The organism is Luteirhabdus pelagi (assembly GCF_016827595.1).
GTDB classification, from domain to species: Bacteria; Bacteroidota; Bacteroidia; order Flavobacteriales; family Flavobacteriaceae; genus Luteirhabdus; species Luteirhabdus pelagi.
Genome location: NZ_JAECMS010000001.1, coordinates 143064 through 159365, shown reverse-complemented (window position 1 = coordinate 159365; position 16302 = coordinate 143064). Strand labels below are relative to the sequence as shown.

Sequence of the window (16302 nt, the reverse complement as noted above, 5' to 3'; positions counted from 1 at the left end):
AAGGCGGAACGCGAATTTCGATTTTCTACTGGCGCCAAATTTTCCAAGCGCGTTTGGCTTGATACTCCAACATTTTGAGTCCGTTGGTCGTTCGAGCACCTTGAACACTCCCTCTTTTCATGAATTCGGTGTACTTAGGATTATAGACAAGATCGAAAAGCAAATGCGACTTATTGATGTAATGGTAGGGGATGGGCGGTGCCTCGTCAACTTTTGGATGTGTGCCTAACGGAGTACAGTTAACGATTAGGGAATGAGCTTCCATAATAGATTTTGTCAGTTCCTGATAGCTGAGAAAAGCCTCTTGCTTTTTACGCGAAACCAAGGTTGCCTCAATATCCATCGCTTTTAAAACATAAAGAATTGCTTTCGAAGCACCTCCCGTACCAAGGATCAGGGCTTTTTTATTAGCTAAGGGAAGGAAATCTGCCAATGCCTTTGCAAAACCATAATGGTCGGTATTATATCCTGCTAATCGACCATCACGTAGAATTTTCACCGTATTAACTGCCCCGATTTCTTGCGCTTCCTTATCCACACGATCTAATTTTGAGATTATGGATTCTTTAAAGGGAATCGTAACGTTAAAGCCCTTTAAATCTGGATTCTTGGATAAGACATCTGTTAATTTTTCAATGCATTCAATATCGAAATTGTGGTAGGAGTGTGGTTTGTTTTCCTGTTCGAATTTGACCGTGAAGAACGTTTTCGAGAAAGAATATGCTATGTCGCGACCTACTAGTCCGTATTTAGCCATGTTTGTGTGTCCTCAATTTTTGATACCAATCCAGGCTTAATACCAAGATGATTCCCACAAAAATAAAAAGAATAGCCATACCCGTTTCGAGAGAAAATTCTGATGGCCAATACCTATCGTATCCGCGGATAATTTCACGACCGTTTGCATCAAATTGAATATTTCCGGCAGCATTCAAATCGTAAATTTTTTCCTTCCAAGGCCATACCACACCTAAGGAGCCTGAAATAAATCCGATGATAACCGCGTAGGTTGTTTTTTTGTAATGCTTCAACACATAGCCCAATAAATGGGATAGGGATACCAAGCCAGTCAAAGAACCCAATGCGAATACGGCCAATATTTTCAACAGCTCTACTCGTTCAGTGTTACTCAAGAAACTGAAATCGGCAACAAATAGGTCTGCAATGGTATCGTACAGCGCATTCACCGAGTCCACTAACAGCAACACATAGTTTCCCAATAAGATCAAGATAAACGAGCCTGACAATCCAGGGAGGGTCATACCGGAAACTCCGATGATGCCGCAGAAGAAAACGAAAAGCAAGTGACTGTTCTCTTTGGCAGGTTCCAGAAAGCTAATACTAACGCCTGCTATTACACCCATTAGGAGCCAGGCAATGTACCTTCGGTTCCATTCACCGAAATCCTTGCTGAGGTAGTAAATAGAGCCGATAATCATTCCAAAGAAGGCACTCCAGACAAACAATTCATAATGAACCAAAAGATAATCCAATACCTTCGAGACACTGAAATAGCTGATAATCATGCCTAATATAAGCAATCCTAAAAACCGTCCGTTGATATATTGAAAGCAGCTTTTAAATCGACCGTCTAGCAACAATCCCAAAGCCTTACGATTTACCTTTTGAAGGGAATAGATAAATTCTTCATAGAAGCCTGCCACAAATGCCACCACGCCTCCTGAGACACCTGGAACCTTGTTAGCGGCTCCCATAGCAAGCCCTTTTACCACCAGCCAAAGCTTGTCACCAAAAGAGCGTTCTTCGTACATCTATTGTTTCGTTTTTGAAGTGGCTACGCGTTCCAATATAAAAATACTCAAAAAGCCCAAAATCATAAAGATGACGGCGTACAGAATTTGGGGATCCTCTGGGTATTGTGTCGGCATGATGCTGCGCTCCACGAACGGTACTTCCTCTCCGTGCGAATTGGTTCGATACGACAATACTTCCTTCCAAGGCCATATCTTGTTCAACGCGCCAATCATAAACCCTGTAAGGATGGCTAGCGTTAAATCTTTATAATGATCGAACATCCAATTGAGGATACGGGAAAACACTTTCAAACCAGTAATGGCTCCTAAAAGAAAAATTCCAACTTTCATCAGGGCACCCGACAGGATGCTCCAATTCATTTTCGAAATTCCTTCACCTAATTGCGATAGGGTAGAGAGTAAGCCTGTATACGCACCGATAAGCAGCAGGATAAAGGCACCACTAATGCCGGGTAATATCATAGCAATGATGGCTAAAAAGCCAGCAAAGAATAAAAACCAAGTGCTCTCGGCAGTCCCTAGCGGTTTTGCCAACGTAATTCCGTAGGCGATGGCCGCTGCAAGTATTAATGCTGCGCCGGTGGCTATATTCCATTTGGTAATTTGCTTACCTACATACAAAATACTGGCAATGACCAATCCAAAAAAGAAAGACCATACCAAGATAGGGTGATTCGAAAGCAGCCACGTAATGACTTTTGCTAGTGAAAGGATGCTAATAGCGACACCTCCGAAAAGTGCCAATAAAAACGTGAGATTATAGTGGTCCCAAGCGGCTCGAAATCCTTCTTTCTTCCATTTTTTGAAGAAACCAAGGTCTATGTTATGAATGGTACTGATTAATTCTTCATAGATACCTGAGATAAATGCGATGGTTCCTCCGGAAACACCCGGCACCACATCGGCAGCACCCATGGCCATGCCTTTGGCAGCAACTGAGATATATTGAAGTAGATTTCTTTTGGGCATGCTATTTTTTTGTTAAAACAGCCCCAAAAGTACGGAATTTATAAGGAAGGCTTTTTGTGTTTGGCGATTATTCTTCGCACGGAAGGCCGTTCGTTTACCGTTGGGAAAAGTTCTTCAATAATGATGCTGAATTCAGCATTGTAGCGCAACCCGTTCTTCAAGTGGAATTCGGCTTTTCGATCTTCTGTCAAATAATAGAACAATCCCGCCAATCGAAACTCGATCTCCGCATTCTCTGGGTAGAATTCAGCTGCCTGAAACAGATTGTTTACTGCCGCTTCAAATTCACCTAAATGAATCAATAGATCACAACGCGTTAACCAAGTGGAAAGCTCGTAATTCCCCAATTCAAGCGTTCTGCGGTAACCATGTTCTGCCTCCTCATAATGCTTTAGCCGGAAGTTGATACGCGCATACCGTTTCCAGTACAATACGTTTTCACTATCGATATGGATCGCTTTTTCAATGTAATACAGCGCTTTTTGATAGTTTCTGCGCTTCAAATAGAAATCGGTAATGGCAATCCATCCTTTATCCAATAATGCATCTTCCTCGACGCATTTGGTATAAAACTGAAGGGCCAGTTCCTTATTGCCCAATTTTTCATAGCATTTACCAATGCGTAAGAGGGCAAAGGAAGTAGGATCGTCCAAGCCAAGCGTAATGCTATAGCTTTCAATCGCTTCTTCGTATTTTTTCAAACGCTCCAATACTTTCCCTTTTTCAAGATAGGCACCAATAAAACGATCGTCACTGATAATCGCAAAATCGAAGGCTGCCAAGGCTTTCTTGAAATCCTTCATCATAAAGTATTGCTTTCCAACCTGATGCCAGGCCACTTCGCAATATGGATTTTTATTGAGGTAATCGTTCAAATAGTCGATGGCTTCTTCATGCTGGCCTAAGCACTCGAAGCAATAAATAATGTTGTAAAGAGCAGAATAGTCTGTTTCATCTTCTTCCAAACACTTCATAAAGTAGTATTTGGCATTTTCGAAATCTTCCAAGAACATGTATTCCATCCCAATAAGGGAAAATACATCGGCTTCATCGTCGGTATATTCCAGGGCTTGTTCCAGCAACTGGATTGCCTTTTTATGGTCGTCCTTTCTAGAAAGAATGTTCGCTTTCTGAATGTACACCTCCTGGTTATTTTGTTCAAGAACGTACAATTCGTTTAGAAGTGAATCGGCAACCTCTAATTCATTTTCAAAAATGAGCATCTCAATTCGATATAGCTTCAGGTTGGTAGCAGTTGGATGCTGCTCCAAGCCAAGCTTGGTCGCTTTTTTGGCAAGCGACATCTTTCCATTTTCGAGGTAGTGTTGAATGATATCCTCAAACTCTTCGGAATCGAAGAAATAGACATCGTTGGTCTTCAACATTGATTCGAATTTAGAAAGGGGAAGATTCTCGTGTTCGTTTGAAGGTAGGTGCATACGTGACGATTTGCGGTTTCTTCTATTCTAAAGATACTAATGTAATCTCCTGTTCAATTCCCATGCCGCTTTTATTGTCAACAGGATTATTAACAGTTGAATACAGGTTTAAAATACTGAAAATCAATTAGTTGTTGTGTTTTTGTTTTTTCTGAAGCGACTGACACACGTCGAGGATGATTTGGCAGCCTTCATCGATTTCCGCATCTGAAACCGTTATTGGGGGCGTGATACGGATAGCGCGCGGCTCGAATAATAACCAAAAGAGGATAAGTCCTTTTTCCTGACATTGAAGGATGATTTCGGATGCCAAATCGCCATCTTTAACAATGGCTGCGAGCATTAATCCTTTTCCGCGAATATCATGGATAAGCGGATGTTGAAGTTGCTGTCTGATACGTGCTTCCTTCCGAAGCGCTTCCTCCATGAGGTTCGTTTCGGTAATCTCTTTCAAGGTTGCCAACGCGGCCGCTGCAATGACGGGATGGCCGCCAAAGGTTGTAATATGACCAAGTTTAGGGTTGTCCTTTAGCAATGACATCATTTCGTTTGAAGCCGTAAATGCCCCAATCGGCATGCCGCCGCCCATACCTTTGCCCATCACCACGATATCTGGAACGACATCGAAATGTTCAAAGCCAAACAGCTTTCCCGTTCGTCCGAAGCCAGGTTGAATTTCATCTAGAATCAATAGCGCACCGACTTCGTCACAACGGTTACGAACTTTTTTCAGATAGTCATTTTTCGGAAGAATAAAGCCAGCACCCCCTTGAATGGTTTCTAACACCACGGCAGCCGTCTTCTTTGTGATTTTTTGCAAATCATCTTCATAATTAAAACGTAGGGGATGACAGTCGGGAAGAAGAGGCTCAAAAGGCTGCTTGCGCTCGTCGTACCCCATGATGCTCAAGGCGCCAAAAGTGTTCCCGTGATAGGCATTATGTGCATATATGATTTCAGTTCGTCCCGTCGCTCTTCTTGCCAACTTGATGCTTCCATCGATGGCTTCAGCACCGCTATTGACCAAATAGGTAGTATCGAGTGGATCGGGAAGCTGTTCTGCCAAAAGTTTCGTAAGCTGAACGGCAGTATCTTGTGCATATTCGCCATACACCATGACGTGCATGTAGGTATCCAGTTGTTTCTTGATTGCCGAAACCACTTTTGGATGCCGGTGCCCGAGCGAATTTGCTGAAACTCCTGCTACAAAGTCTAGGTATTTGGTTCCCTTGGTATCGTAAATATAGCTACCCTCTGCATGCGAAACCTCCATTCCCAACGGGTGAGGCGTTGTTTGCGCTTGGTATTTTAAAAAATCATCCTTCATTTGTTATCCTTCGCCATTTTCATTGTCCTCTTCATCCTCGTCATCAAGTATTGGGGGCGGAGGTGCTTCAGGGATGCTATCGTTCTCCCGGGTCTGGAATTTAGGATCATCTTCTCTATTTTGAAGATCTTCCTTTTTTAATTTTGATTGTTCCGGGATTTCCATTTCATTATCTGGATCCTCTTCAAAGAAGTCGCCTTCATCTTCTGGTAGCGGAATTCCTTTTATCCGTGGTAATACGGGAGGTGGTTTTCCATCGAAGAGATCATTCACCTCTAGAAGTCGTTCTTCACCTCGCCATTCAAAACCGGGTAGAATACGAGCGTTTTCGGGATATTCTGAAGGAGGGTATAATTTTCCGTCCACTTGTTTTAAAAAGCGAATACCACGAATTTGCTGTTCTTTTAGGTATAGTTGAATGTTACTGGAAACGGTATTATTGATACCGACCAATTCTTCCTTATCGTTTCTGGAGAAGTAGATAACCTCTGCATTTTTGTTGATGTTGACGGTATCGAGTTCATTGTTGGTGAAAAGTCCGATAAGCCGTTCGCCCTTCACCTGATTATACCCATTAGGATCTTTTTGAATCAAGAAGGCATTGTTGAAGACTTTTAGCGTATCCAATTGCTCGGTTTCCGTATCGGAAAGAATATGAATGGTATCGCCTGTCATTTGGTTTTCACCACTCCACAAGACTGGATTCCGAAGCAATTTCGTGATGCCTATTTTTTGATCCACATAGATAGAATCACACTTTCCGCTGGTGGGTTGTTCTTCATTCTGACCAGGTTTGAACATGCGCGCACGATAGAAACCTTTTATAATGCGGTGTTCGGGTTTGCCCGTTACCTGAAGTGTATCGGCATGCACATAAATCGAATCGTTTTCCTGAACCGTAACGGCCACCGCTCTCTTGGTGATGAATACCGAATCGCGTTCGCGGAATACTTCTGCGTAATGACCGCGAATCACGCTTCGATTTACCGTATCGAGCACCTTAATATTATTGGTGGCAGAGGCAAAACTCGTATTTCGGTTGAAGTAGATGCTATCGCCATACAGAATTCTATTGTTGTAATCTACTCGGGAATTTTTCACAAAATACCCTTTATCGTTTCGGGTATCGTAATATCCGCGTTCACAGTAGACCGTACTGGTTTCGCTAACTATTGTTGATGGTCCATAGAGATAGGCATGTCCCGACTCGGAATAGAAATCCAATTGCGGTGAATTAACCGTATACTTCGGATTTTTGATTTTTACATCGGAGAGAAACTGGTATTTCTTGCTTTCCGCGAAATAGCGTCCAATCCGACTCGTAAGTGTACTGGCTGTATCGCGAACGGTTCCGCCAGTACGATAATAGGCCTGCTGCTTCACTCGGTCGAAGTAAAGGGTGTCGGTATGAAGTGTTGTTTTAGGTTCTGTTAGGACCACATCGCCACTCGCAAAAGCAAATTGGGTGTTCCCGTTATATTCAGCATAATTACTGTTCATAGAAACGGTATCGCCTTGTGTAATACGAACGGTTCCGTAGGCTTTTACAAAATTTTCCTTGAGATATACAAAGGCTTGGTCGCACCACATTTCAACCCCTTCATGTACGATATATACTTGTCCTTGATTGTCTTTGGTATAGATTGCGGCATCGGGAAGTTCGGGACGTATTTCAAGATAGCCCGATTGGATATTAACCTTTGCCGTACTTGTTGAATCCTGCGCGATTCCTTCAACAGAAAACAGTAGGAAAACGGCAATGCAGAAGAAGCTCCATAGGTTACATGGAACGTTCTTTTCACCAAAAAAAATAGAAAATAGCTTCTTCAATACAGACATCATTACGTATAGAACGTCAGATTTTCCAAAAGCTTATCGATGGATCGTCTGCGTTCTGTCGGGACCAACCGAAACAATCTTGATCGGTACTTCCAATTCCTTTTCCAAGAATTCGATATAATCGTTCAATTCCTTCGGAAATTCGGAAGCCTCGGTCATTTTCGTTAAGTCTTCTTTCCAGCCCTTCATTTCAGAATAGATGGGTGTCACGTTCTCGGCTTCAATATTATACGGTAGGTAATCGATTTCTTTCCCTTGATATTGATAAGCCGTACATATTTTCAGCGTATCGAAACCGCTCAACACATCGCCTTTCATCATCATCAATTGCGTGACCCCATTCACTTGAACCGCATACTTCAATGCAACAAGGTCTAACCAACCACATCTACGCGGACGACCGGTAGTAGCACCAAATTCGTTTCCGACCTTCGCCATGGTTTTGCCATAGTCGTCGAACAATTCCGTAGGGAAGGGGCCGCTTCCCACACGCGTGGTATACGCCTTAAAAATTCCAAACACTTCACCGATGCTTCCAGGGGAAACACCCAAGCCGGTACAAGCTCCAGCGGCAGTGGTATTAGAGGAAGTTACAAACGGGTAGGTTCCAAAATCGATATCGAGCAACGACCCTTGAGCGCCTTCTGCCAAAATAGTCTTATCGTTGCGCTGCGCTTGATGAAGGTATTCTTCACTATCGATAAACTGAAGTGTCTTCAGTGTTGCGACAGCCTCGAAGAACTCCGCTTCCAATTCCGCAAGATTGTATTGAATGTCGACATTGTAGAAATCGATCATTGCTTCGTGCTTGTTTGCCAAGGCACGATATTTCTTTTTCCAGTCCTTTAACTCTAAATCGCCCACACGGATTCCGTTACGTCCGGTTTTGTCCATGTAAGTCGGTCCGATACCTTTTAAAGTGGAACCGATCTTGGCCTTTCCTTTGGCTGTTTCTGAAGCCGCATCCAACAATCTGTGCGTAGGAAGAATTAGATGTGCTTTTCGGGAAATGAGCAGTTTTTTCTTTAGATCGAGATCGAACTTGGCCAAGTTGTCCAATTCCTTTTTAAAGATGACGGGGTCGATTACCACACCATTTCCAACTAAGTTGATGGAACCTTTGTGAAAAATACCGCTCGGAATGGTGTGCAACACGTGCTTGATACCATCGAACTCCAAGGTATGGCCCGCATTTGGTCCTCCTTGAAAGCGCGCAATGATATCATAGTTTTGCGTGAGTACATCAACAATTTTTCCTTTTCCCTCGTCTCCCCATTGAAGTCCGAGTAGTAAATCTACTGCCATGTGTTAGTCTTGGTTTTGGTCTTTTCGGTTTCCGTAGAAGTAAAGAGAATGGTGGGAAATCTCGATATCGAAAACCTCTTCGATTGTTTTTTTGATAGATTGAATGCGCGGATCACAGAATTCGATTACCTCGCCATTGCTTAGGATAACATGATCGTGCTGTTTGTCGAAATAGCTCTTTTCGTAATGTGCCTGATTCTGACCAAACTGATGTTTGCGTACCAATCCGCACTCTAGCAATAATTCGATAGTATTGTACAGGGTCGCCCGGCTCACGCGATAGTTTTTATTTTTCATGTTGATGTACAGCGACTCGATGTCGAAGTGATCCTCATGATCATAAATTTCCTGAAGGATAGCGTAGCGTTCCGGCGTTTTGCGATGCCCTTTTTCTTCAAGAAAGGTCGTAAAGACATTCTTGACGATGGCTTGGTTATTCTGTTGGGTTTTCGCGCTCATATTGAAAGGGCAAAGGTACGATTTTTATACGCGGGTCACTTTGTCGATTCCATTAATTTTTTTGATGCGTTCCACAAGGTTGTTCAAGGTATTCTTATTGTTTACCACCACAGTAATCTTTCCGTTGAACACGCCATCGTTACTATCGAAGTGAACGCTCTTCATATCTATGTGAAGGTTGTTTGAAATTACCTTGGTAACCTCATTTACGAGTCCGACGGCGTCGATACCGGTAATGATCAATTCCGACTTAAAGTCGCGCTGTGTGCTATCGATCCATTGGGCAGGCATGATACGGTAGCTGTAATTGCTTTGAAGTTGCAACGCATTCGGACAGTTCTTTTTGTGAACCTTTATGCCATCATTCACAGTAACAAAGCCGAACACATCGTCGCCAGGAATCGGGTTACAACAATTTGCCATATTGTAATCCAACCGTTCTTCTTCCTTGCCAAAGACAAGCTGATCGTATTTTTCGGTAATTTCTTCCTTATCGACTTCTTCCTTATTAGCAGGTTTTCGAATTCTATTCTTGAAGAAGCTAACCAGTGCATTGCTTCGTGAAGCGGCGAAATCCTTCAACTTTTGATTATCGATAATACCAGCTCCTACGCGGTAGAAAAGATCTAAACTCGTCTTCAACTTGAAGAAGCTTACCAGTTGGTTGACCGTCTTTTCGTTCAGTTCAATCTTAAGGGAACGAAGCTTACGCTTCAGGATTTCCTTACCATCGGCAGCAATACGTTTGCGTTCTTCCTTGAGTGAGGATTTGATTTTCGAACGTGCTTTACCGGTTGTGGCGTAGTTCAACCAGTTGGCGGTAGGTTTGCTTTTTTCTGAAGTAATTATTTCTACTTGATCACCACTGCTTAGTTCGTGACTAAGCGGTACTAGTTTACCGTTCACCTTGGTTCCACGGGTGTGAAGCCCGACTTCTGTATGTACTGCGAAAGCAAAATCCAAAGCGGTGGCACCTTTCGCCAACGAGAAAAGATCGCCTTTCGGACTAAAGACAAAGATTTCCTTGGCGTATAGGTTCAATTTGAATTCCTCTACAAAGTCGATGGCACTTATCTCGCTGTTTTCAAGCGTTTCCTGAAGTTTCGATAACCATTGGTCGAGACCCCCATCATCTTGTTCGTTGTTTTTGTATTTGTAATGGGCGGCGTAGCCTTTTTCTGCTATTTCATTCATTCGTTGACTCCGAATCTGCACTTCCACCCAACGGCCTTTTGGTCCCATAACGGTAATGTGCAAGGCTTCATAGCCAGTGGATTTAGGAGAAGAAATCCAATCGCGAAGGCGGGTTGGGTTCGGTCTAAAGTGGTCGGTAACGATACTGTATATTTTCCAGGCGAAGAACTTCTCGTTTTCTGGTTTGCTTTTATAAATGATTCGAACTGCAAACTTGTCGTATACTTCATCGAAGGCCACATTTTGCTTCACCATTTTTCGGCGAATCGAGTAAATGGATTTTGGTCGCCCTTTAATTTCATACTCTAAGCCTTCCGCATTGAGAGAGTTTTTCAGAATATTAGAAAACTCTTCGATATACGCGTCCTGTTGTTCTTTACTTTCCTTGATTTTACTATGAATATCTTCATACACCTCAGGTTCGGTATATTTCAATCCTAAGTCCTCAAGTTCCGTTTTAACGTTGTACAACCCAATACGATGGGCGAGGGGAGCGTAAATATAGAGTGTTTCTGAAGCAATCTTCACCTGTTTGTGGGGTGGCATGCTTTCCATGGTTTGCATGTTATGCAAACGGTCGGCAATCTTAATTATAATGACTCGAATATCCTCATTGAGGGTGAGCAGCATCTTTCTGAAGTTTTCGGCCTGAAGGGAAACATCCTTATCGTACGGCATGTTCGAAATCTTCGTCAGTCCGTCCACAATCCGCGCCACCGTTTCTCCGAACATTTGTTCGAGATCGGCTAAGGAATATTCGGTGTCTTCTACAACATCGTGCAGTAAGGCGGCAGCAATGGAGGTAGCATCGAGGCCAATTTCGGAAGCGACGATTTTAGCAACGGCGATAGGGTGGAAGATATATGCTTCACCACTTTTCCTACGTTGGTCCTTATGGGCATCGACAGCCACGTCGAAAGCACTCCGTATCAGCTTTTTATCTTCCTCGGAAAGAGTGCGATAGCTAATTCGGAGCAACTCCTTATACTCTTTTGCGAGCTGCTTTTTTTCGGCTTCCAGTACGGCTTCAGTCATAAATTAAAGGTACAATTTCCTACAGGAACAATCAACAAAAGTTGCGCCAATCGGTGATGGAAAGATATGAAAAACTTAGGTTGAAAAAGAAACTATTTAATGCTCAAGATTCATGAATCGTCATTCTTTGAAGCCTCTCGTTTTTTCTTGATGTCTTCTGCTTTTGCGACATCTACACGAGTTCTGGTAAGGAATAAGCCATCTTCGAGTTCGCTGATATAGTCAACTAATTCTTCGCGTAGCTTACAGTGAAGTTTCCAAGTGGTCTGCGCATCCTTGGCGCTACAGAGCGCACGGATTTGGATGCTTTCTTCGGAAGTATCGACCACTTCAACAACCGGCGGATTGTCTTCGTCCCAATCGTCTGAAGCTTTCAACAGTTCTTCAAACTTTGAACGGATTTTAGATACCTTCACCCTATAATCAGCATGAAGGATAATCGGTCTGATTTGGTGGGAACTCGTCATTGACCAATTTTCAAAAATATTCGTGATTACATATTTCAACGGAACTACTAAACGTCGTAAATCCCAGGTGCGAACGACCATATAGGTGAAGCCGATTTCCTCTACATTCCCCCAGTCTTCCTTGATAATGACAGTATCACCTACCCGAACGGGTTTGGTGATGGCTATTTGCAGTCCGGCGATAAAATTTCCAAGGGTACTTTGTGCTGCAATACCCAATACAACGGTTGCGACTCCCGCAGAAGCCAAGAGGGAGATACCTACTTTTTCTAAGGCTCTAAATTGTGAAATGATGATATATCCACCTATTACGACGACTAAAAACGTTACCACCCGTCGAGCGACGGAGATATAGGTGAGCATTTTTCGTGCCTCCTCGTTGGTTTCCTCCGAAACATCGCCGATTTTGTTTTCGGCGATATAGGTCATTAAATAATCTACAAATTTCGTTACAAACCAGGTGATGGAACCGATTATCAGAATTATCAAACTGGTATATACGATGTCTGCAAAGCCTCCTGAAAGAGAGAGTAGATTGTCCAATAAAATATAAAACAGGAGTGTCCCGAATAGTACACCAGCTGGTTTTGACAGCTTGCTTGCAATATGACGAAGCCAAATGCGATCAGAGTTTTGAAGGAGCTTTTTTATGATGAGGGTGATTAGCTTTCCAAAGAACCATGATATGATAAGGATAACGATAATTCCAACCAATTTCCAGACAGGAAAGCCAAGCCATTTAATGCGAGCCCAGTCCGGCATCATTCGATCTAGCTTTCGAGGGCCATACTCGGCATAGAGGGGTTCTATATTTTCGACCGTATTGGCAGAAATAGCCCAAAAGGCACCAAATTCCTTATAGCGAACTCGTTGTACGCGCATCACGATATCACGGTCGTTAAGTACAACCTCACCAAAGACAACACTCCGACGTGGTTTTCCAGCGATTGCCTTGTTTGTGGTCGTGCTAATATCAATTTGTCCATCGGGTCGGTCCGAAAGTCCATCCCAATCAATATTTACCCGCTGATTTATAACGAAATATAATTTTTCCGCCAATGTTGCCGCCTCTTCATGGGTTAGGGTTGTGGGAAGAAGATTTAGGTTTAGCACATAACTAGCAGTCTTAAAATCGTCGTTTCGAGCATGAATGATGAAATGCTCCAATGCTGCCTGTGGCGTACGAAGGTTGTATTCGGTAGGGGGAAGCCCAATCTGGTCGTTAAAGCGATCTACTTTGTAATAGGCTTCATTATAATCGGAAAAGGGATTGGAGGCGTATTGCTCATCATCGGAAACTATTGGCTCCTTTGAAGGAAGCGACTTTTCTGAAGTTGTATCCTTTTGATTGGAAATAGAATCATTTTGAGAATATCCGAAGGATATGAATAACAAGAAGAAAAAGGTAAAAAAGGCGGTCCAATGACCTGGCTGGGTTGGTTGTGTTTTCATAATTCCATAAAATACGGAAAAAGAGGGTACGGAAACGCTAAAGGAATGTTAGGATTGAAAGAGGATGTAGTATGCAGTCGATGGTTGATGGCGGGGGAGCCTATTCGATTTACGATTTACGATTTTCGATTTCGATTTCGATTTCGAATTTGGGATTTGTGATTTGTGATTTGGGATTTGATGCTATTGATACTGTTGATGCTGTAGAGAAAATTTGAAAATCAGTCAATAAGTTGAGGAGGAGTCTATAAGTCTATGAGTCTAAGAGTTGAGAAGAATCGGTTATAGCTATTGGTTTTTGGAGTTTGGGATTTGGGATTTGATGCTGTGGAGCAAATTTGAAAATGAGGCAATAAGTTGAGGAGGAGTCTATAAGTCTATGAGTCTAGGAGTTGAGAAGAATCGGTTATAACTATTGGTTTTTGGAGTTTGGAGTTTGGAGTTTGGAATTTGGAATTTGGAATTTGGGATTTGGAATTTGGGATTTGGAATTTGTGATTTGATACTGTTGATGCTGTTTGGCAAAGTGGCAAAGAAGCAAAGGGACAAAGAAGCGAAGACTTAGTCGATAGTCCATAGACTTTAGTTCTGGGATGTTGATTGCTCTAAGAGCTAAATTATCCAGAGTATCCTTAGTTCTAAAAATTAATAGCTATTTGTTTCCGACAACTAGCGACTATCAACTAAATGCCAAAAAAGCAATAGGGATTGAGCGGCCTGTTTACACTGAGCTTGTCGAAGTGTTTGAGCTCTTTCCGCTTTTGCGGGAAAGCGAGTAGCGAAAGCCCGGCCCGAACGAGCATAGGGCGAGAAGGGATTGCCCAAGAAAAACACAAATCACAAATGACAGATTTTGAAGTAGGAGTAAGGCAATAGAATTAGAAAGTTATAATGTAACGTTATTTGTTGTAGAGAAGAAATTTATTCAAATTTAGCATAAAGCATAAAGCTTCACCTCACCAAATTCCGATACCGCTTTAACAATGGCGGATGCGAATAGTGCGCAAAGACGTACGCCGGATGCGGGGTAAGATTGCTTAGATTGTTTTTGGAAAGTTTTTTTAACCCAGCCACTAATGGAGCTGCGGCATAGGTGTTTTTTGCATAATCGTCGGCTTGGTATTCAAACTTTCTGGAAAGGTAATTCATAACAAGTCCGGTGATTTCCGAAATAGGACTATACAACACCCCAAAGGCGATTAAACCAATATGGAAGGAAGGCTGCGAAACATTCAGGGCCTCCGAAAGCAGTGGATTACCAACAAACAAAGATAATAGCCAAAACGTGAAGCCAGTCGTAATGATCGAAGCCAGAAGATTTACAATAATGTGATTCCGTTTATAGTGACCAACCTCATGGGCCAACACCGCCACGATTTCCTCTTCTTCTAAGTCATCTATTAAAGTATCATAAAGCGTGATTCGTTTTTCTCGTCCGAAGCCAGAGAAATAGGCATTAGCCTTCGTACTTCGTTTAGAACCGTCGATCACAAAAATCTTATCCAAGGTAAATCCGACTTGTTGGGCATAAGCTTCAATCTTGGAGCGCAAGGAACCTTCTTCCAATGGCGACTGTTTGTTAAATAAGGGAACAATCAAGCGTGCGTAATAAAGATTCATAAAAACGACAAATACGGTTACCATTCCCCAGGCATACCACCAAAAGTCGGTCCCAACTGTTTGGTAGAACCAAATGATTAGGGCAAAAAGCGAGCCGCCAATCATAGCCAACATCAACCAACCCTTCACCTTATCCATAAAAAATGTTGCGATGGTGGTTTTGTTGAAACCGTATTTCTCTTCAATTACGAAAGTGCTGTAATAACTGAAGGGAAGCATCAAGATATCACCTGCGAAGAGAATGATTCCGAAGAAAACCAGGCCCACGATAATAGCGTTATCCGATAAGGTCCGAGCCAGATTGTCGACAAACGCAAAGCCGTCGAAGAAGAAAAAAGCCAATGTTCCTAAAAACGTAATCGTTGCGGTAATGACTCCGAATTTATAGCGTTCCTTTTTATAGGATTGGGATTTGTGATAGGCTTCTTCATCATACACATCGCTCAGTTCCGATGGTATAGGGTCGCCAAAATGTTTGGCATTCAGAGCATCTAGAATTTGGTCGATTATAAAACTCACCGTTAAAATTCCGATGATGATGTAGAATAGCGTTTCTGGAGTCATGCAGTTGTAGTGAAGAGGCGATTTGCAGTTTTTTTATTTGAAATCTCGCTGTCGTTTGGCCTCAAAGATAAGGATTCCTGCTGCTACTGAAACATTCATGCTATCTATTTCGCCCTGCATTGGAATGATGATATTTTGCGTACTCGCCTTTAGCCATTCGTCCGATAGTCCTGTGGCTTCTGTTCCCACTACTAAGGCTGAAGATTCGGTATAGTCGCAGGTATGATAGGGTATGGAGGCTTGTAGCGCGGCGCAATAAATGGCGATGTTGTTCTCTTTCAAATAAGCGATAATTTCTGCAGTACTTCCCATGGCAACTTTGTTGGTAAATACACAACCAACGCTACTTCTAATAATGTTTGGATTGTAGAGATCGGTCTTTGGGTTTGCAATAATAACCGCATCAACGTTAGCAGCATCGGCGGTGCGTAATAAAGCTCCGATATTTCCAGGCTTTTCGGGTGCTTCAGCAATAAGCACCAATGGATTTGGGGAAAGTTGAAGGGTTTCAAGATTATGGGGCTTGCTTTCAACCAAGGCCAGAACACCTTCCGTGGAACCTCTGTAAGCAAGAGATGCATATACTTCTTCCGATACTTCAATCTGTTCCACTTTCGAAGAAATCATCGCAATCAGTTCATTCAACTTTTGTACTTCGATTATTTCTGGTGAAAAAAAAATGGTTTGAATACGATACCCACCTTTTATTGCTAAACCGATTTCACGTACCCCTTCAATTGGAAACAATCCGGTCTTTCGTCGCTCCCGCGACTTTTCTTGTAACAATCTGAATTGTTTGACGGTCGGGTTTTGAAGGCTGGAAATTTTTTTATTCATGAGGTCAAAAAAAAAATTAA

12 protein-coding genes are annotated in these 16302 nt (G+C 42.6%); all 12 read right to left on the bottom strand.

The genetic code is table 11. The annotated features are described in order from the left end of the window. Positions 1-25: 25 nt before the first annotated feature. Positions 26-757, bottom strand: a complete 732-nt coding sequence (locus I4Q58_RS00740) for a shikimate dehydrogenase family protein (protein ID WP_203292742.1) — start codon at positions 755-757, stop codon at positions 26-28. Continuing rightward, positions 750-1772 (bottom strand): DUF368 domain-containing protein, encoded by a 1023-nt coding sequence (locus I4Q58_RS00735; RefSeq protein WP_203292740.1) that lies wholly within the window; start codon positions 1770-1772, stop codon positions 750-752. The genes I4Q58_RS00740 and I4Q58_RS00735 overlap by 8 nt, the downstream gene beginning before the upstream one ends. Then, on the bottom strand, positions 1773-2744 hold the full coding sequence (locus tag I4Q58_RS00730) for a DUF368 domain-containing protein (protein ID WP_203292737.1): 972 nt from the start codon (positions 2742-2744) through the stop codon (positions 1773-1775). Between the two features lie 38 nt (positions 2745-2782). After that, positions 2783-4183 (bottom strand): tetratricopeptide repeat protein, encoded by a 1401-nt coding sequence (locus I4Q58_RS00725; RefSeq protein ID WP_236002783.1) that lies wholly within the window; start codon positions 4181-4183, stop codon positions 2783-2785. Between the two features lie 127 nt (positions 4184-4310). Continuing rightward, the gene (locus I4Q58_RS00720; RefSeq protein WP_203292735.1) at positions 4311-5510 is read right to left on the bottom strand and encodes an aspartate aminotransferase family protein; all 1200 of its coding nucleotides are present in this window, start codon (positions 5508-5510) and stop codon (positions 4311-4313) included. A 3-nt stretch (positions 5511-5513) separates the two neighbouring features. Continuing rightward, the gene (locus I4Q58_RS00715; RefSeq protein ID WP_394369321.1) at positions 5514-7271 is read right to left on the bottom strand and encodes an OstA-like protein; all 1758 of its coding nucleotides are present in this window, start codon (positions 7269-7271) and stop codon (positions 5514-5516) included. Between the two features lie 111 nt (positions 7272-7382). Beyond that, positions 7383-8654, bottom strand: coding sequence for an adenylosuccinate synthase (locus I4Q58_RS00710; protein ID WP_203292733.1), 1272 nt, complete (start codon positions 8652-8654; stop codon positions 7383-7385). Between the two features lie 3 nt (positions 8655-8657). Continuing rightward, positions 8658-9113: a Fur family transcriptional regulator gene (locus I4Q58_RS00705; protein ID WP_203292731.1), complete on the bottom strand. Its 456-nt coding sequence runs from the start codon at positions 9111-9113 to the stop codon at positions 8658-8660. Between the two features lie 24 nt (positions 9114-9137). Beyond that, entirely contained in the window at positions 9138-11342 is a 2205-nt protein-coding gene (locus I4Q58_RS00700) for a RelA/SpoT family protein (RefSeq protein WP_203292730.1), read from the bottom strand. Between the two features lie 110 nt (positions 11343-11452). Further along, positions 11453-13261 carry a mechanosensitive ion channel family protein gene (locus I4Q58_RS00695; RefSeq protein ID WP_203292728.1) on the bottom strand — a complete coding sequence of 603 codons (1809 nt, stop codon included), beginning with the start codon at positions 13259-13261 and terminating at the stop codon, positions 11453-11455. Positions 13262-14212: 951 nt separating this feature from the next. After that, positions 14213-15445, bottom strand: a complete 1233-nt coding sequence (locus I4Q58_RS00690) for a M48 family metallopeptidase (RefSeq protein WP_203292726.1) — start codon at positions 15443-15445, stop codon at positions 14213-14215. Between the two features lie 33 nt (positions 15446-15478). Continuing rightward, a complete protein-coding gene (locus I4Q58_RS00685; protein WP_203292724.1) occupies positions 15479-16282 on the bottom strand; it encodes a TrmH family RNA methyltransferase in 804 nt (267 codons plus the stop codon). Positions 16283-16302 lie beyond the last annotated feature (20 nt).

What these genes read in the sequence shown, in the direction of transcription:
- I4Q58_RS00705 (WP_203292731.1), bottom strand. Translation starts at nt 9,113, where the DNA reads ATGAGCGCGAAAACCCAACAGAATAACCAAGCCATCGTCAAGAATGTC.
- I4Q58_RS00735 (WP_203292740.1), bottom strand. Translation starts at nt 1,772, where the DNA reads ATGTACGAAGAACGCTCTTTTGGTGACAAGCTTTGGCTGGTGGTAAAA.
- I4Q58_RS00720 (WP_203292735.1), bottom strand. Translation starts at nt 5,510, where the DNA reads ATGAAGGATGATTTTTTAAAATACCAAGCGCAAACAACGCCTCACCCG.
- I4Q58_RS00700 (WP_203292730.1), bottom strand. Translation starts at nt 11,342, where the DNA reads ATGACTGAAGCCGTACTGGAAGCCGAAAAAAAGCAGCTCGCAAAAGAG.
- I4Q58_RS00730 (WP_203292737.1), bottom strand. Translation starts at nt 2,744, where the DNA reads ATGCCCAAAAGAAATCTACTTCAATATATCTCAGTTGCTGCCAAAGGC.
- I4Q58_RS00710 (WP_203292733.1), bottom strand. Translation starts at nt 8,654, where the DNA reads ATGGCAGTAGATTTACTACTCGGACTTCAATGGGGAGACGAGGGAAAA.
- I4Q58_RS00740 (WP_203292742.1), bottom strand. Translation starts at nt 757, where the DNA reads ATGGCTAAATACGGACTAGTAGGTCGCGACATAGCATATTCTTTCTCG.
- I4Q58_RS00690 (WP_203292726.1), bottom strand. Translation starts at nt 15,445, where the DNA reads ATGACTCCAGAAACGCTATTCTACATCATCATCGGAATTTTAACGGTG.
- I4Q58_RS00695 (WP_203292728.1), bottom strand. Translation starts at nt 13,261, where the DNA reads ATGAAAACACAACCAACCCAGCCAGGTCATTGGACCGCCTTTTTTACC.
- I4Q58_RS00685 (WP_203292724.1), bottom strand. Translation starts at nt 16,282, where the DNA reads ATGAATAAAAAAATTTCCAGCCTTCAAAACCCGACCGTCAAACAATTC.
- I4Q58_RS00725 (WP_236002783.1), bottom strand. Translation starts at nt 4,183, where the DNA reads ATGCACCTACCTTCAAACGAACACGAGAATCTTCCCCTTTCTAAATTC.